Below are 18362 nucleotides of genomic sequence, written 5' to 3'. Positions count from 1 at the left end.
CCGGCCAACCCCCTAGAATCGCCCCCACGATCAAAGGAGACGACTTCATGCTGATGGTGATTTCCCCCGCCAAGACCCTCGATTACGAAACACCGCCGGCGACCCAGCGCTTCACCCAGCCGCAATACCTCGACCATTCCCAGGAGCTGATCCAGCAACTGCGCGAACTGAGCCCGGCGCAAATCAGCGAACTGATGCACGTGTCCGACAAGATTGGTGGCCTCAACGCCGCGCGTTTCGGCAGCTGGACGCCCGCCTTCACCCCGGAAAACGCCAAGCAGGCGCTGCTCGCGTTCAAGGGTGACGTGTACACCGGCCTCGACGCGCAATCGTTCAGCGAAGCTCAGTTCGACTATGCGCAAAAGCACTTGCGCATGCTCTCCGGTCTCTATGGCCTGCTGCGTCCGCTGGACCTGATGCAGCCGTATCGTCTGGAAATGGGCACAAAACTGACCAACGCCCGTGGCAAGGACCTGTACGCGTTCTGGGGCACCCGCATCAGCGAATGGCTCAACGAAGCGCTCGCCGAACAAGGCGACGACGTGCTGCTGAACCTGGCCTCCAACGAGTACTTTTCGGCGGTCAAACGCAGCGCCCTGCACGCGCGGATCATCAACACCGACTTCAAGGACCTGAAGAACGGCCAGTACAAGATCATCAGCTTCTACGCGAAGAAGGCCCGCGGCCTGATGAGCCGTTTCGTGATTCAGGAAAAAATCAACGATCCTGCCCTGCTCAAGCAGTTCGATGTGCAGGGTTATCGCTACAGCGCCGAGCAATCGAAACCGGACAATCTGGTGTTTCTGCGCGACCACGCCCCGGAATAAAGCATGCCCATTGCACGACTCTTTCTGTAAAGAGTCGTGCAGCTCGCACGACGTCAAAAATCCCCCGCCACATTTCGCCGTTTTATTGGCGCCATAAAATCGTCCCACCCAATTCTAATTTTAGTTTCACTCGACAGCCGCACTTTTTTTCAGTAGTGGCACGTAATTTTTTTTACGGTAGTGGCACAAAACTATCTAGCTCGATTGCGCACCGATTAATAAAGGCCCAAATCGAAAGTGCTATCAATTTGAGACCAGTGCCATCTGTGTCAATATTTCAAAAAATTTCAGATTTCGCGATGAGCGGGTAGGAACTATGTCCAAATGCATAGCTCATACCACCGGTAACGATTCTCGCCGAGTTTGTACGAGATAACTTACGCAGAGCGGAGAACCATGTAACCAAGTTGTCATAGCAACTTGCCTAGATGGTTCACTCATCTGATCAACTAACGATGGATAGGTGATACGCACCATAAACATCCTCTACAAGGCCAAGGCTGCGCCCCTGTAATTGTGCTCGCCTGAGCACCCAACCGCTTGATCTACGGGCCTTTCGTCCGACATCAGGTGGACTGAACACATGCACAAGAGTCTTCCAGCAAGAAGATCCGCTGCATAACAGGGCAAGTCATAACAACTAAGGCCTAGTTGCGCACATCTTGAGTGCACTTATTTAGACACTCGGAACTTAGTATGCCTGCACACGGCATTGTGGCGCCTGTATGCCGCACTTTCGAGTGCACTATGACCGCTGAACACCATTAACTCCGGCCATCTAATGGCTTGATAAAACACAGAGGTATTTGCGATGCGCATCAGCATATTTGGTTTGGGTTACGTTGGCGCAGTATGTGCCGGTTGCCTGTCTGCACGGGGCCATGACGTGGTTGGCGTCGATGTTGCCAAAGACAAGATCGACATGATCAACGCCGGCAAGTCGCCGATTGTTGAACCCGGTCTGGGCGAACTTCTGGCCCAGGGTATCGAGACCGGTCGTCTGCGCGGTACAACCAACTTCGCCGAGGCAATTCGTGACACCGACCTGTCGATGATCTGCGTCGGTACACCGAGCAAGAAGAACGGCGACCTGGAACTGAACTACATCGAGGCGGTGTGCCGCGAGATCGGTTTCGTACTGCGTGAAAAAACCACCCGCCACACCATCGTGGTACGCAGCACCGTGCTGCCGGGCACCGTCGCCAACGTGGTGATCCCGATCCTCGAAGACTGCTCGGGCAAGAAGGCCGGTGTCGACTTCGGCGTCGCGGTCAACCCGGAATTCCTGCGTGAATCCACCGCGATCAAGGACTACGACCTGCCACCGATGACCGTCATCGGCGAGTTCGACAAGGCCTCGGGCGACGTTCTGCAATCGCTGTACGAAGAACTCGACGCACCGATCATCCGCAAGGACATCGCGGTCGCCGAGATGATCAAGTACACCTGCAACGTCTGGCACGCAACCAAGGTCACCTTCGCCAACGAGATCGGCAACATCGCCAAAGCGGTCGGCGTCGATGGCCGTGAAGTGATGGACGTGGTCTGCCAGGACAAGACGCTCAACCTGTCCCAGTACTACATGCGCCCGGGCTTCGCCTTCGGTGGTTCGTGCCTGCCCAAAGACGTGCGCGCCCTGACCTACCGTGCAGGTTCGCTTGACGTCGAAGCACCGTTGCTCAACTCGCTGATGCGCAGTAACGAATCGCAAGTGCAGAACGCCTTCGACATCGTTGAAAGCCACGACAAACGCAAAGTCGCCCTGCTCGGCCTGAGCTTCAAGGCCGGTACCGACGACCTGCGCGAAAGTCCGCTGGTGGAACTGGCCGAAATGCTGATCGGCAAGGGTTACGACCTGAGCATCTACGACAGCAACGTCGAGTACGCCCGTGTTCACGGCGCGAACAAGGACTACATCGAGTCGAAGATCCCGCACGTGTCGTCCCTGCTCAATTCGGACTTCGATTCGGTGATCGACAACTCCGACGTGATCATCCTCGGCAACCGCGACGAGAAGTTCCGCTCGCTGGCCCAGGAAGCACCGCAGGGCAAACAGGTCATCGACCTGGTCGGCTTCATGGCCAAAGCCACCAATCCAGGTACTCGCACTGAAGGTATCTGCTGGTAAACAGCCCTGTAGGAGCTGACGAGTGAAACGAGGCTGCGATCTTTACCCCGGCCACTTGAGTCTTGAGTGAACCCGCAAAGATCAAAAGATCGCAGCCTTCGGCAGCTCCTACATGTCCTTGCAAGTTTTTGTATGCCTGCCTTAACCCCACCGGGCCACCCGACAGGCTCGCCCGAGATAGAGACGGATGCAGATTATGCACAGGCTAAAGCACGGCCTACTTCAGGCCGCCGGTTGGCTGTTTTACCTCAGTTTGTTGATGGGCCTGGCCTTGATGCTGCCCACGTCCACATTCGACTCCGAGTCGAAGGACTTCATTTTCCTGATTGGCGCCGTGGGTATCTGGCGCTACTCGATGGGTGCAACGCACTTTGTGCGCGGCATGATTTTTCTCTACATCGTTTACCCGCACCTGCGCCGCAAAGTGCGCAAGCTGGGTAAAGCGGCGGACCCGTCGCATGTGTTTCTGATGGTCACCAGTTTCCGTATCGACGCGCTCACCACCGCGCAGGTCTACAGCTCGGTGATCCGCGAAGCCATCGACTGCGAACTGCCGACCACCGTGGTCTGCTCGATCGTCGAAATGTCCGATGAGCTGCTGGTCAAGGCGCTGTGGGCGCGGATGAATCCGCCAGACCGCGTGAAGCTCGACTTCGTGCGCATTCCCGGCACCGGCAAGCGCGATGGCCTGGCCTACGGTTTCCGCGCAATCTCCCGTCACCTGCCAGACGACCGTGCCGTGGTGGCCGTGATCGACGGCGACACCGTGCTCGGCGAAGGCACCGTGAGCAAGACCGTGCCGTGGTTCCAGCTGTTCGGCAACGTCGGCGGCCTGACCACCAACGAGTTCTGCGAAGTGCGCGGCGGCTACATCATGAGCGAATGGCACAAGCTGCGTTTCGCTCAGCGCCACATCAACATGTGCTCGATGGCCCTGTCCAAGCGCGTGCTGACCATGACCGGGCGTATGTCGGTGTTCCGCGCCACTGTGGTGACCGATCCGGAATTCATCGCCGACGTCGAAAGCGACTCGCTGCAACACTGGCGCCTGGGCCGTTTCAAGTTTCTCACCGGCGACGACAAATCGAGCTGGTTCAGCCTGATGCGTCTGGGTTACGACACCTTTTACGTGCCGGACGCCGCGATCAACACCGTTGAACACCCGCCGGAAAAGAGCTTCATCAAGGCCAGCCGCAAACTGATGTTCCGCTGGTACGGCAACAACCTGCGCCAGAACTCGCGAGCGCTGGGCCTGGGTGTGAAACGCCTCGGCGCCTTCACTTCGGTGGTGCTGTTCGACCAGCGTGTTTCGATGTGGACCTCGCTGCTGGGCCTGACCGTGGCGATCATCGCCAGCTTCAAGTACGGCGGTGCATTCATCCTCGCCTACCTGCTGTGGATCGGCATCACGCGCCTGATTCTGACCTTGCTGCTGTCGTGCTCCGGTCACCGGATCGGCCCGGCCTATCCCGTGATTCTGTATTACAACCAGATCGTCGGTGCGCTGGTGAAGATCTACGTGTTCTTCCGCCTCGACCAGCAATCCTGGACGCGCCAACCCACTTCCCTGACCCGTGATCTCGCCAGCTTTCAACGTTGGTTCAACACCTGGTCGTCTCGGACCATGACCTTCTCCGCCGGCAGCATTTTCGTCGCCGTGCTGCTGATGATGGTCTGACCTGCCCCTATTGAATTAACAAGGAAATCGCCCCCATGAATACCGCCGTCAACGCCAACGTAGTGCATGAATCCGAAGCCCAGCGTCAGCACGCCCGAGTGAAAATCCCGGCCAAACTGCGCTTCTTCGGCCCGGACCGGACGCCGGTCGAGGCGCGGGTCCTGGACCTGTCAGCCGGTGGTCTGGCGTTCAACGCCGGACAACTGCCGCTCAAGACCGGCGACGTGTACAAGGCACGCCTGCAATTCGTGATCGACAACCTCGGCCTGGCCATGGACGTCGAACTGCAAGTGCGCTCCTACGACCGCCAGAGCGGCCGCGTTGGTTGCCAGTTCCAGAACCTCGAACCGCAAGACATCTCGACCCTGCGTCACCTGATCACGTCGCACCTGGCCGGCGACATCGTCAGCATGGGTGAAGTGCTGGCGACGCTGCAGCGCGACAACTTCACCAAGGCGCGCAAGGTCAAGGACGGCGGCAGCGGCATGACCCCGTTCGGGCGTCTGAAAGCGGTGACCTTCAGCGCCGGGGTATTCGCCATCGGCCTGGTGGCGTTCGGTTTCGTCTTCAAGTCGGTGTACGGCATGTACTTCGTCAGCCATGCGCAGGCCGGTCTGGTCAGCGTACCGGGAATGAACATCACCATGCCGCGTGACGGCACCGTGCAGAGCCTGGTCAAGTCCGACGGCGTCGCCGCCAAAGGCGCCCCGCTGGCGACCTTCAGCACCAGCATGCTCGATGTGCTCAAAGGCCATCTCGACGAAGACCAGTTGCAACCGGCCAAGGTGGAAGAACTGTTCGGCAAGCAGATGACCGGCACCCTGACCTCGCCGTGCGATTGCACCGTGGCGCAGCAACTGGTGGCTGACGGTCAATACGCAAGCAAAGGCGACGTGATTTTCACCCTGGTACCGCGCAACACCCAGGCCACCGTCGATGCGCGCTTCTCCTATCGCCAGTTCGGCGACGTGCGTCCGGGTACGCCAGTGAGCTTCCAGATCGCCGGCGAAGACCAGACCCGCACCGGCAAGATCGTCAGCAGCACCAGCCTGAAAAGCGCCGACCTGTCCTCCGACATTCGCGTGCAGATCCAGCCGGACGAGCCGCTGGACAGCAGCTTCGCCGGCCGTCCGGTGGAAGTGAACAGCGACCGTGGCCCGAACCTGAACTGGCTGATCGACAAAGCCATGGCTGCCGGTCTTTAAGTCGAGGACATGCCTGTGACTACTCCTATCTTGAACACACCGCCGAACCTGTGGGAGCGAGCCTGCTCGCGAAAGGATCAGCGCGGTTTGTCTGAAGTACCGAGTCGACTGCTTCGCGAGCAGGCTCGCTCCCACATGGGTTTGATGGTGTGCTCGCTGGCACTGGCCGTCAGCCTCGCCGGTTGCGCCGGCCTGCCCGACCAGCGCCTGGCCAACGAAGCGCTAAAGCGCGGCGACACTGCCACTGCCGCGCAGAACTACCGTGCGCTGGCGGATCTGGGTTACAGCGAGGCGCAAGTCGGTCTCGCCGATATCCAGGTCGACAGCCGCGACCCCGAGCAGATCAAACAGGCCGAAGCGACCTACCGCGCCGCCGCCGACGTGTCGCCACGGGCCCAGGCCCGTCTCGGTCGCCTGCTGGTGGCCAAGCCCGGTTCCACCGAAGCCGAGCACCACGAAGCTGAAAGCCTGCTGAAAAAAGCCGCCGCCAACGGCGAAGGCAACACGTTGATCCCGCTGGCGATGCTGTACCTGCAATTCCCGCACAGCTTCCCGAATATCAACGCGCAGCAGCAGATCGATCAGTGGCGCAAATCCGGTTACCCGGAAGCGGGTCTGGCGCAGGTGTTGCTGTATCGCACCCAAGGCACTTACGACCAGCATCTGGATGACGTGGAAAAGATCTGCAAGGCCGCGCTCAACACCACCGACATCTGCTACGTCGAACTGGCCACGGTCTATCAAAAACGGGCCCAGCCGGAGCAACAGGCCGCGCTGCTCAAGCAGATGCAGGCCGGTTACAGCCGCGGCACGGTCAGCGCGCAGCGCGTCGATTCGGTGGCCCGCGTGCTGGCCGATTCGACCCTCGGCAAGACCGACGAGAAGACCGCGCAGTCGCTGCTCGAACCGATCGCCCCGGGCTACCCGGCATCGTGGGTGAGCCTCGCGCAGCTGCTCTACGACTTCCCGGAACTGGGCGACGTCGATCAGATGATGAAGTACCTGGACAACGGCCGCGCCGCCGACCAGCCGCGCGCCGAACTGTTGCTGGGCAAGCTCTACTACGAAGGCAAACTGGTGCCGGCCGACGCGAAAGTCGCCGAAGAACACTTCCAGAAAGCCGTCGGCCGCGAAGTCGCCGCTGACTACTACCTCGGCCAGATCTATCGCCGTGGTTACCTGGGCAAGGTCTATCCGCAGAAGGCTCTCGACCACCTGCTGACCGCTGCGCGCAACGGCCAGAACAGCGCCGACTTCGCCATCGCCCAACTGTTTTCCCAAGGCAAGGGCACCAAGCCCGACCCGCTCAACGCCTATGTATTCAGCCAATTGGCCAAGGCGCAGAACACCCCGCAAGCCGATGAACTGGCGACCACCCTGGCCGCGCAATTGCCGCCCGAGCGTCTGGCCGAAGCCCAGCGCCTGCTGCAACAGGAACAGGCCAGCCGTGGCGCCCTGAACCAGAACACGCTGCAACTGCACGCCCTGCAAGAAGAAGACGGCGAGGAATCCCTATGAAGTTGAATCCCTTTGTGAAGGCCGGCATTGGCCTCACGTTCGCGCTGATCTGGTCTTGCCCGACACTGGCCGCGATCACTGAAACCAAGAACTTCGGTCTGGAAGTGAAAATCACCGGCCAGTCCGAAGACGACCGCGACCTCGGCACCGCCAGCGGCGGCGACGTCAACGGTGTGGGCCTGGACCTGCGTCCGTGGGTCTACGGCGAAAGCGGCGCGTGGAGCGCCTACGCCATGGGCCAGGCCGTGACCTCGACCGACATCATCGAGACCGACACCCTGCAGCAGTCCGACGGTGAACAAACCACCGACAACAGCGACCGCAAGACCAAGAAAAACTACCTGGCGATGCGCGAATTCTGGGTCGGCTACAGCGGCCTGACGCCGTACCCCGGCGAGATGCTCAAGTTCGGTCGCCAGCGTCTGCGCAATGACGATGGCCAATGGCGTGACACCAACATCGAAGCGCTGAACTGGACCTTCGACACCACCCTGTTGCGCGCAAACGTCGGTGTCGCCGAACGCTTCAGCGAATACCGCACCGACCTCAAGGAGCTGGCGCCGAAAGACAAGGATCGCCTGCACGCTTACGCTGATGCTGCTTACCAGTGGACCCCGGGTAACTGGGTCGGCATTCGCGGTCACCACACCCACGATAACGGCAAGCTCGACTACGCCGAACCGGGCGTGCCCCGCGACACCCTCGACAAAACCCAGAACGGTGACATCAGCTGGCTCGGCCTGACGGCCGACAGCGACGCCTACAACTGGCGCAACACCAACACCGTCAACTACTGGGGCAGCATCACCGGCATGAGCGGCGACCTCGATTCGGTCAACCCGCTGAACGCCGATGGCAGTCGTCCGGCGCAAGCCAAGCGCAGTGATGACATCAACGGCTGGGCCACCGACCTTGGCGTGCGTTTGCGCCTTGATCCGCAATGGCAGGTCGGTGCGGCCTACGCCCGCGCCAGCGCCGATTACCAGCAGAACGGTCTGGAAAGCAACCGCTCCAACTACACCGGCACCCGTTCGCGGGTGCACCGTTTCGGCGAAGCGTTCCGTGGCGAAATGAACAACATGCAGACCGCCACCCTGTTCGGTTCGTGGATGCTCAACGACCAGTACGACGCCAGCGTGATCTACCACAAGTTCTGGCGCGTGGACGGCAACAAGCCGGTGGGCAGCAACGGCATCAACGCCGTGGAAAACAACACCGACGACGTCACCGGCGCAATCCTCTCCAGCACCTCGCTGCCACTGCAGGATGGCAACAAGGACCTGGGTCAGGAAATGGACCTGGTGGTGACCAAGTACTTCAAGCAAGGCTTGCTGCCGGCAGCCCTGAGCCAATCGATCGACGAACCGTCGGCGCTGGTGCGTTTCCGTGGCGGTGTGTTCAAGCCGGGTGATGCTTATGGCAGCCAGGTCGATTCGTACATGCACCGCGCGTTCATCGACGTGATCTGGCGCTTCTGATGCAAACCGCCAAGGGAGTGCCCGACATGCACCATGCAAGGAAAGGCTCGCTCAGCCTGTTGGCCGGCGCCATGCTGCTGGCCTCCGCTGGCGCGTTCGCCACGGTGGAACCGGCCGTGCCTCAACAGGGCAAACCGGTGACCACCGCCAAAGAGCTGCAACAAGCCAAGACCTACACCGTCAGCAGCGCGCCGACCGAGGCGCTGGAACTGGCCAAGCCGAAACTGCCCGACCTGTCCGGCTTCACCGCCGAGGCTGCCGCTGCGAAGATCAACCGCAGCAAACCGGGCAAGATCAGCGTGCGCCGGATGATGCAGGAAGACGCCCTGAAGGACTTCATCGGCGGCGACAACAAGATGGCCGAATGGGTGGTGCGTCAGCACGGTATCCCGCAGGCGATCTTCGTCGACGACGGTTACCTGAACCTCAAGGACCTGGCGCAGAAGCTGCCCAAGCAGTACTTCAGCGAGACCTCGCCGGGCGTGTACCTGGCGAAGCTGCCGATCGTGGTGGGCCGTAAAGGCATCCTCGAAATCGACGGCCAGACCCAGGAATTGCGCCTGTCGCAAGAGGCTGGTTCGTTCCTGGTCAACGACGGTCAGTTGTTTGTGCGTGACACCAAAGTCACTGGCTGGCGCGAGAAGGACAACGGTCCGGCGACCTTCCGTTCGCCGAAGGAATTCCGTCCGTTCCTGCTGGCCTGGGGCGGCACCGAGACCTACATCGTCAACAGCAAGATGGCCAGTTTCGGTTACGCCAACAGTAAGTCGTACGGGGTGAGTATTTCCCAGTACACGCCGAACATGGCCAAGGTGCTCAAGCGCCCTGAACCGACGGGCTGGATCGTCGGCTCCGAGTTCTCCGACATGTGGTACGGCTTCTACTGCTACGAGACCCGCGACTTCGTGGTCAAGGGCAACACTTACAAGGACAACATCGTCTACGGCATCGACCCGCACGACCGTTCCCACGGTCTGATCATTGCCGAGAACACCGTCCACGGTACGAAGAAGAAGCACGGCATCATCATTTCCCGAGAAGTGAACGACAGCTTCATCTTCAACAACAAGAGCTACGACAACCACCTCTCGGGCCTGGTGATCGACCGTAACAGCGTCAACAACATCATTGCCTACAACGAGATCTACAAGAACCACACGGACGGCATCACCCTCTACGAGTCCGCCGACAACCTGCTGTGGGGCAACAAGGTCATCAGCAACAAACGTCACGGCATCCGCATTCGTAACAGCGTGAACATCCGCCTCTACGAAAACGTCGCCATGGCCAACGGTCTGACCGGCGTCTACGGCCACATCAAGGACCTGACCGACACCGACCGTGACATCAAGCTCGACCCGTTCGACGCGCAAGTCTCGCTCATCGTGGTCGGCGGTGAACTGGCGGCCAACGGCAGCGGCCCGATGGCCATCGACTCGCCGTTGAGCGTCGAGCTGTATCGCGTATCGATGCTGGCGCCGACCAAATCCAGCGGCATCAGCTTCAACGGCATCCTCGGCGAGCGCCAGGATGAAATTCTCGACCTGCTGGTGCGCCAGCAGAAAGCCGTACTGATCGACCCTGTCGAACGCCAGACCGAACTGCGGGACTGAGGATAATTTTATGCACCCACACTTGATCAAATTACTCAGCCTGTCGGCCCTGACCGTGGGCATTCTGGCGGCCAGCAATGCTGCCCGCGCCGATGAAGCGGCGGGCGCCACCGCACCAAAATTCAGCGCCGAACCGTGCTGCAACCTGTGCCCGGCCGCGCACGACGCGAAGAACTACACCACACGTTATCAGCAGAACTTCACCACCCTGGTGCAGGCGCAGGGCGACTGGCTGTTCCGTACCCAGGAAGATTTGCGCACCGAGTTCAACACCACCCCGGCCGGCTACAAACGCCTGCAACAGCTGCACGATGCGTTCAAGGCCAAAGGCGTCGAACTGGTGATCGTCTATCAGCCGACCCGTGGTTTGGTGAACCGCAACAAGCTCAACCCGCAGGAAAAAGCCGCGTTCGATTACGAGAAAGCGCTGGGCAACTACAAGACCATGCTCGGCCGTTTCGCCAAGATGGGTTACGTGGTACCGGACCTGTCGCCGCTGACCAACGAATCGCTGCCGGACACCCTGCCCGCTCACGATTTCTACTTCCGTGGCGACCAGCACTGGACCCCATACGGTGCTCAGCGCACAGCGAAAATCGTCGCCGAGAAGGTCAAGCAGATTCCGGCCTTCGCCGACATTCCCAAGCGTGAATTCGAGACCAAGCGCACCGGGCGCATGGGCAAGACCGGCACCCTGCACAACATGGCCGGGCAACTGTGCGGCACCAGTTACGCGATCCAGTACATGGACCAGTTCACCACCGAGCCGAAAGGCGAAGCCGGTGACGGCGACCTGTTCGGTGATTCCGGCAACCCGCAAATCACCCTCGTCGGCACCTCGCACAGCGGCAAGAACTACAACTTCGCCGGCTTCCTCGAAGAGGCAATCGGCGCCGACATTCTCAACGTCGCCTTCCCCGGCGGTGGTCTGGAAGGTTCGATGCTGCAGTACCTCGGTAGCGACGAATTCCAGAAGACCCCGCCGAAGATCCTCATCTGGGAATTCTCGCCGCTGTACCGCCTCGACCAGGAAACCATCTATCGCCAGATGATGGCGCTGCTGGATAACGGTTGCGAAGGCAAGGAAACCCAAATGTCCGCCAGCACCACACTCAAGCCTGGCGGCAAACAGGAACTGCTGGTCAACAGCAAAAACCTGAACCTGCAGAACAGCAGCCATCAGGTCGACATCCGCTTCGCCGACACCTCGGTGAAAACCCTGCAAGCCACCCTCTGGTACATGAACGGTCGCCACGAGGACATCAAGATCGAGAAACCGGAAACCTCCGACACCGACGGTCGTTTCGCCTTTGAGCTGCGCACGGACGAAGACTGGGCCTCGCAAAATCTTTTGGCTGTCGAAGTCCAGGGCCCGGAAGCGGGTACCGCGCCGCAAAAAGTCGAAGCGAAAATCTGCAAACGCAACGTATTCCCGGGCGCTGGGCCACAAACCGCGCAAGTCGGGCAATGAGGTCTGCTATGCGAAATCGAACGATCAAACACTTGCTTGCGCCATCCCTGCTGACCCTGGCGATGTTCGCCGGGGCCACTCAGGCCGCCGCGCCATTGCGCCCGCCACAGGGCTACTTCGCCCCGGTGGATAAATTCAAGTCCGGCGACAACAGCGAAGGCTGCGACGCGATGCCGGCGCCGTACACCGGGCCGCTGCAATTTCGCAGCAAATACGAAGGCTCGGACAAGGCTCGCGCGACCCTGAACGTGCAGTCGGAAAAAGCCTTCCGCGACACCACCAAGGACATCACCACGCTGGAGCGCGGCACCGCCAAACGAGTGATGCAGTTCATGCGCGACGGCCGTCCGGAGCAGCTCGACTGCACGCTCAACTGGTTGACCGCGTGGGCCAAGGCCGATGCATTGATGTCGAAAGACTTCAACCACACCGGCAAGTCGATGCGCAAATGGGCGCTGGGCAGCATGGCCTCTTCGTACATTCGCCTGAAGTTCTCCGACTCGCATCCGCTGGCCACGCATCAGCAAGAAGCGCAGCAGATCGAGGCGTGGTTCAGCAAGATGGCCGATCAGGTGGTCAGCGACTGGGACAACCTGCCGCTGGAAAAAACCAACAACCACTCGTACTGGGCCGCCTGGTCGGTGATGGCCACCGCCGTCGCCACCAACCGTCGCGACCTGTTCGACTGGGCGGTGAAGGAATACAAGGTCGGGGTCAATCAAGTCGACGCCGACGGCTTCCTGCCCAACGAACTCAAGCGCCAGCAACGCGCCCTCGCCTATCACAACTACGCCCTGCCGCCACTGGCGATGATTGCCAGCTTCGCCCAGGTCAACGGTGTCGATCTGCGTCAGGAAAATAACAGCGCGCTCAAGCGTCTGGGTGACCGGGTGCTGGCCGGGGTGAAAGACCCGGATCAGTTCGAGAAGAAAAACGGCAAAGAGCAGGACATGACCGACCTGAAAGAGGACATGAAATTCGCCTGGCTCGAACCGTTCTGCACCCTCTACACCTGCCCGGCGGATGTGATCGAGAAGAAGCACGGCATGCAACCGTTCAAGACCTTCCGCCTCGGCGGCGACCTGACCAAGGTCTACGACCCGTCCCACGAAAAGGGCAACAAGGGTTCTTAAGGCAGGACACAAAACCCTGTAGGAGCTGCGGCACGCTGCGATCTTTTGACTTTGATTTCCAAAGACAAAAATCAAAAGATCGCAGCCTTCGGCAGCTCCTACAGGGGGCAGCAAGATTTGAGTTAGCCCTCCGGTTTTACGTGGGGGGTTTGGGGGGGCTTTGGCCCTTGACTGTTGGTTCAAACATGGAGAGATCGGGATGGTATTTTCATCCAACGTGTTCCTGTTTCTGTTCTTGCCGATCTTTCTCGGCTTGTACTACTTGAGCGGGCAACGCTATCGCAACCTGTTGCTGCTGATCGCCAGCTACGTGTTCTACGCGTGGTGGCGGGTGGACTTCCTGGCGTTGTTCGCCGGCGTCACCCTGTGGAACTACTGGATCGGCCTGAAAGTCGGTGCCGCCGGCGTGCGTACCAAACCGGCGCAGCGCTGGCTGCTGCTCGGCGTCGCGGTCGACCTGTGCATCCTCGGCTACTTCAAGTACGCCAATTTCGGCGTGGACAGCATCAACGCGATCATGACCTCGTTCGGTCTGGAACCGTTCATCCTGACCCACGTGCTGCTGCCGATCGGTATCTCGTTCTATATCTTCGAGTCGATCAGCTACATCATCGACGTGTACCGCGGCGACACCCCGGCCACGCGCAACCTGATCGACTTCGCGGCGTTCGTGGCGATCTTCCCGCACCTGATTGCCGGCCCGGTTCTGCGCTTCCGCGACCTCGCCGATCAGTTCAACAACCGCACCCACACCCTCGACAAGTTCTCCGAGGGCTGCACGCGGTTCATGCAGGGTTTCATCAAGAAGGTGTTCATTGCCGACACCCTCGCGGTGGTCGCCGACCATTGCTTCGCCCTGCAAAACCCGACTACCGGTGATGCCTGGCTGGGCGCGCTGGCGTACACCGCGCAGCTGTATTTCGACTTCTCCGGTTACAGCGACATGGCCATCGGTCTGGGCCTGATGATGGGTTTCCGCTTCATGGAAAACTTCAAGCAGCCGTACATCAGCCAGTCGATCACCGAGTTCTGGCGTCGCTGGCACATCAGCCTGTCGACCTGGCTGCGTGACTACCTGTACATCACCCTCGGCGGTAACCGCAAAGGCACGCTGATGACCTATCGCAACCTGTTCCTGACCATGCTGCTGGGTGGTCTGTGGCACGGCGCGAACATCACTTACATCGTCTGGGGCGCCTGGCACGGCATGTGGCTGGCGATCGAAAAGATGCTCGGCATCAACACCTCGCCGCGCAGCCTGAACCCGATCCGCTGGGCGCTGACCTTCCTGCTGGTGGTGATGGGCTGGGTGATCTTCCGTGCCGAGAACCTGCACGTCGCCGGGCGCATGTACGGCGCGATGTTCAGCTTCAGCGACTGGTCGCTGTCGGAACTCAACCGCGCCAGCCTCACCGGTCTGCAAGTGGCGACCCTGGTGGTGGCGTACGCAACCCTGGCGTTCTTCGGCCTGCGTGATCTGTACACCAACCAGCCTCCGGTGAAGAGCAAACCTGAAGTCAACGTCGAGGCCAACGGCCCTGCCACCGCGACCCCGGGCATGATCAAAGCCGCGCCTGGCGAAAACCCGGCGAGCATCCATGAGCCTGGCTACACCGTCGGCGTCGAAGCCCAGGTGCAACCGGCTTACTGGACGGCGGACTGGTCACGCTACGTGATGCGCGGGCTGATCCTGCTGCTGTTCATCGCCTCGATTCTCAAACTCTCGGCGCAAAGCTTCTCGCCGTTCCTTTACTTCCAGTTCTGAGGGATCTGACATGACCCGCTCATTACGCATCTTCTACATCGCGCTGTTTCTGCTGACCTTGCTGGTGCTCGGTCTGTGGTCGGTGCGCAGCTTCTTCGGCTTCAGCACCAACGCCGATGCGACCGTGCTTAACGGTCGCTGGACCAAAGCCGTGGAAACCCACTACGACGATCAGTTTCCGATCAAGCGTCTGGGCACCAACCTCTGGGCGGCGCTGGATTTCAAACTGTTCAACGAAGGGCGTCCGGGCGTAGTGCTTGGTCGCGATCAGTGGCTGTACAGCGACGAGGAATTCAACCCGATCGTCAACGAAGAGCTGAACCTGCAATGCAACTACGCGCTGGTCGAAGGCGTGCGTCAGACCCTGAAAGAGAAAGGCGTGAAACTGGTGATGGCCATCGTGCCGGCCAAGGTGCGCCTGTACCCGGAACACCTGGGTGAAGTGAAACCGGCAAGCATTCACGCCAACCTTTATCAGGACTTCCACGCCCGTGTCGCGGCAGACAAGATCCTCGCCCCGGACCTGCTCGGCCCGCTGCAACAAGCCAAGCAAAACGGTCAGCAAGTGTTCCTGCGCACCGACACCCACTGGACCCCGGAAGGCGCCGAAATCGCCGCCAACACCCTGGCCAAAACCATCGCCGACAAGTTCCCGCTCAGCGGCGAGCCGCAGCGCTTCGTCACCACGCCAGCGGAGAAGGTCACGCACAAGGGCGACCTGCGTCTGTTCCTGCCGCTGGATCCGCTGTTCGAAAACCTGATGCCGGCGCAAGAGCCGCTGCAAAAGCGCAACACCGTGGCCGCCGAGCAACCGGCCGGTGACGACGCGCTGTTCGCCAGCAACGAAGTACCGGTCGCACTGATTGGCACCAGCTACAGCGCCAACCCCAACTGGAACTTCGTCGGGGCGCTGAAACAAGCGCTGCACAGCGACGTCGTGAATTACGCCGAGGACGGCCACGGCCCGATCCTGCCGATGCTCAGCTACCTGAAAAGCGATGACTTCAAGAACAGCCCGCCACAGGTGCTGATCTGGGAGTTTCCTGAACGATATCTGCCTGTGAACAACGAAATCGGCGACGCCGACCCGCAGTGGGTCGCAGAGCTCAAACAAGCCGGTGCTCGCCAACAAAACGTAGCCATCAACACTAAATCCGAGACGCCCGATCGGGCGCAAAACTGAAAGAGAGGTAACACCATGACTTTCACTACTACTCCTCGTCGTCTCGCCAAACGCTTCGCACTGGTTGCGGGTCTGAGCGTGCTTTCCGTCCAGGCTTTCGCCGGTGGCGACGCCGCGCTGTACGGCCCGACCGCACCGAAAGGCTCGACCTTCGTGCGGGTCTACAACGCCAGCAACGCCGAAGTCAGCGCCACCGTCGGCAGCACCAACCTGAGCGACGTTGCGCCACTGGCCAGCAGCGACTTCAGCTTCATGCCGGGTGGCGACTACAGCGCCAAAGTCGGCAGCCAGACCCTGCCGGTGAAACTGGCCGGTGACCACTACTACACCCTGGTCAACAACGCGTCCGGCGCGCCGCAACTGATCGAAGAGCCGCCGTTCAAGAACAAGCAGAAATCCCTGGTGCGCGTGCAGAACCTCAGCGACAAGCCGCTGACCCTGAAGACCGCCGACGGCAAGACCGAGGTGGTGCCGAACGTGGCCGCCAAGGGCCGTGGCGAACGTGAAATCAACCCGGTGAAAGTCAGCCTGGCGCTGTACGAAGGCGACAAGAAAGTCGGCGACGTGAAACCGGTCGCGCTGGAGCGTGGCGAGGCCGCGGTGCTGTATGTCACCGGCTCCGGCAGCAGCCTGTCGCCAGTCTGGGTGAAACGCCCGGTGTCGACGCGCTAACACATTTCATGAACTGACCCGGCCCCCTGTGGGAGCTGGCTTGCCAGCGATGCAGACNAGGTGATGCCATCGCTGGCAAGCCAGGCTCCCACAGGGACCGAGGCAAGAGTTCGGATACGCGACAACAACAAGAGTGAAACGACACAACGTTCGTGCCTCTAACCAATCGATTTTTATGGAGTAAACAACATGATTCCGGTGATCTTGTCAGGTGGTAGCGGTTCACGTCTTTGGCCGCTTTCGCGTAAGCAATTCCCTAAACAATTCCTCGCCCTGACCGGTGAACACACGCTGTTCCAGCAAACCCTGGAGCGCCTGGTGTTCGAAGGCATGGACACGCCGATCGTGGTCTGCAACAAGGATCACCGCTTCATCGTCAACGAACAGTTGGCCAACCGTAATCTCGAATGCCAGCGCATCCTCATGGAGCCGTTTGGCCGCAACACCGCGCCGGCCGTGGCGCTGACCGCGATGATGCTGGTCAACGAAGGACGTGACGAACTGATGCTGGTGCTGCCGGCCGACCACGTGCTGGAAGACCAGAAAGCCCTGCAACGCGCCCTGGCCCTGGCCACCGTCGCCGCCGAAAACGGCGAGATGGTGCTGTTCGGCGTGCCGGCGACCAAACCGGAAACCGGCTACGGCTACATCAAATCCACCGGCGACTCGCTGCTGCCAGAAGGCGTCAGCCGCGTTTCGCACTTCGTCGAGAAACCTGACGTCAAACGCGCCACCGAATACGTCGAATCCGGCGGCTACTACTGGAACAGCGGCATGTTCCTGTTCCGCGCCAGCCGCTTCCTCGAAGAGCTGAAAAAGCACGATCCGGACATCTACGACACCTGCCTGCTGACCCTTGAGCGCAGCCAGCAGGACGCCGACACCATCACCTTCGACGAAGCCACCTTCGCCTGCTGCCCGGACAATTCCATCGACTACTCCGTCATGGAAAAAACCCAGCGCGCCTGCGTGGTGCCGCTGACCGCCGGCTGGAGCGATGTCGGTTGCTGGTCGTCGCTGTGGGAAGTCAATGAGAAGGATGCCAACGGCAACGTCAGCAAAGGCGACGTGGTGATCCAGGACAGCAAGAACTGCATGATCCACGGCAACGGCAAACTGGTGTCGGTGATCGGCCTGGAAAACATCGTCGTGGTCGAAACCAAAGACGCGATGATGATCGCCCACAAGGACAAGGTTCAGGGCGTCAAGCAGATGGTCAACACCCTCAACGAGCAGGGCCGCAGCGAAACCCAGAACCACTGCGAGGTCTACCGTCCGTGGGGCTCGTATGACTCGGTGGACATGGGCGGCCGCTTCCAGGTCAAGCACATCTCGGTCAAGCCGGGCGCGTGCCTGTCGCTGCAGATGCACCACCACCGCGCCGAACACTGGATCGTGGTCAGCGGCACCGCCGAAGTGACCTGCGATGACAACGTGTTCCTGCTCTGCGAGAACCAGTCGACCTACATCCCGATCGCTTCGGTGCATCGCCTGCGCAACCCGGGCAAGATCCCGCTGGAAATCATCGAAGTGCAGTCGGGTTCGTACCTGGGTGAAGACGATATCGAGCGCTTCGAAGACATCTACGGTCGCTCCACCCCGATCGAACGCGGCGTGTCGGTGAAAACCATCGCACAGTGATCTCCCGGCAATAAGAAGCCCCCGTCCAGCCCGCTGCGTCCCCTATCCGC

13 protein-coding genes are annotated in these 18362 nt (G+C 60.4%); all 13 read left to right on the top strand.

Annotation, left to right across the window (positions count from 1 at the left end; all coding sequences use genetic code 11):
• The first annotated feature begins 47 nt into the window (after nucleotides 1-47).
• The 13 genes from yaaA (at nucleotide 48) to ACTJKS_RS01795 (ending at nucleotide 18312) form a co-directional block, all read left to right on the top strand.
• The gene (yaaA, locus tag ACTJKS_RS01855; RefSeq protein ID WP_262947988.1) at nucleotides 48-827 is read left to right on the top strand and encodes a peroxide stress protein YaaA; all 780 of its coding nucleotides are present in this window, start codon (nucleotides 48-50) and stop codon (nucleotides 825-827) included.
• An 811-nt stretch (nucleotides 828-1638) separates the two neighbouring features.
• Nucleotides 1639-2955 (top strand): nucleotide sugar dehydrogenase, encoded by a 1317-nt coding sequence (locus tag ACTJKS_RS01850; RefSeq protein ID WP_007965217.1) that lies wholly within the window; start codon nucleotides 1639-1641, stop codon nucleotides 2953-2955.
• A 196-nt stretch (nucleotides 2956-3151) separates the two neighbouring features.
• Nucleotides 3152-4633, top strand: a complete 1482-nt coding sequence (alg8, locus tag ACTJKS_RS01845) for a mannuronan synthase (RefSeq protein ID WP_411157853.1) — start codon at nucleotides 3152-3154, stop codon at nucleotides 4631-4633.
• Nucleotides 4634-4668: 35 nt separating this feature from the next.
• A complete protein-coding gene (locus ACTJKS_RS01840; RefSeq protein WP_047292670.1) occupies nucleotides 4669-5838 on the top strand; it encodes an alginate biosynthesis protein Alg44 in 1170 nt (389 codons plus the stop codon).
• A gap of 15 nt (nucleotides 5839-5853) precedes the next feature.
• Nucleotides 5854-7356 carry an alginate biosynthesis TPR repeat lipoprotein AlgK gene (algK, locus tag ACTJKS_RS01835; protein WP_198758439.1) on the top strand — a complete coding sequence of 501 codons (1503 nt, stop codon included), beginning with the start codon at nucleotides 5854-5856 and terminating at the stop codon, nucleotides 7354-7356.
• The gene (locus ACTJKS_RS01830) at nucleotides 7353-8834 is read left to right on the top strand and encodes an alginate export family protein (protein WP_098967298.1); all 1482 of its coding nucleotides are present in this window, start codon (nucleotides 7353-7355) and stop codon (nucleotides 8832-8834) included. The genes algK and ACTJKS_RS01830 overlap by 4 nt, the downstream gene beginning before the upstream one ends.
• Nucleotides 8835-8860: 26 nt before the next feature.
• Complete coding sequence (gene algG, locus ACTJKS_RS01825; RefSeq protein ID WP_041064886.1) at nucleotides 8861-10447, top strand: mannuronan 5-epimerase AlgG; 1587 nt, start codon at nucleotides 8861-8863, stop codon at nucleotides 10445-10447.
• A gap of 10 nt (nucleotides 10448-10457) precedes the next feature.
• Entirely contained in the window at nucleotides 10458-11918 is a 1461-nt protein-coding gene (locus ACTJKS_RS01820; RefSeq protein ID WP_262947989.1) for an alginate O-acetyltransferase, read from the top strand.
• 8 nt (nucleotides 11919-11926) lie between these two features.
• Nucleotides 11927-13051: a mannuronate-specific alginate lyase gene (locus tag ACTJKS_RS01815; protein ID WP_222016429.1), complete on the top strand. Its 1125-nt coding sequence runs from the start codon at nucleotides 11927-11929 to the stop codon at nucleotides 13049-13051.
• Between the two features lie 199 nt (nucleotides 13052-13250).
• On the top strand, nucleotides 13251-14816 hold the full coding sequence (locus ACTJKS_RS01810) for an MBOAT family O-acyltransferase (protein ID WP_007969546.1): 1566 nt from the start codon (nucleotides 13251-13253) through the stop codon (nucleotides 14814-14816).
• A gap of 10 nt (nucleotides 14817-14826) precedes the next feature.
• Entirely contained in the window at nucleotides 14827-15999 is a 1173-nt protein-coding gene (locus ACTJKS_RS01805; RefSeq protein ID WP_262947991.1) for an alginate O-acetyltransferase, read from the top strand.
• A gap of 15 nt (nucleotides 16000-16014) precedes the next feature.
• A complete protein-coding gene (locus tag ACTJKS_RS01800) occupies nucleotides 16015-16671 on the top strand; it encodes an alginate O-acetyltransferase AlgF (RefSeq protein WP_041064839.1) in 657 nt (218 codons plus the stop codon).
• Nucleotides 16672-16860: 189 nt separating this feature from the next.
• Nucleotides 16861-18312 (top strand): mannose-1-phosphate guanylyltransferase/mannose-6-phosphate isomerase, encoded by a 1452-nt coding sequence (locus tag ACTJKS_RS01795; RefSeq protein ID WP_041064843.1) that lies wholly within the window; start codon nucleotides 16861-16863, stop codon nucleotides 18310-18312.
• Nucleotides 18313-18362 lie beyond the last annotated feature (50 nt).

Source organism: Pseudomonas sp. 22189 (assembly GCF_052045635.1).
Lineage (GTDB): Bacteria > Pseudomonadota > Gammaproteobacteria > Pseudomonadales > Pseudomonadaceae > Aquipseudomonas > Aquipseudomonas parakoreensis.
This window is presented reverse-complemented; position numbering and strand designations above follow the sequence as displayed.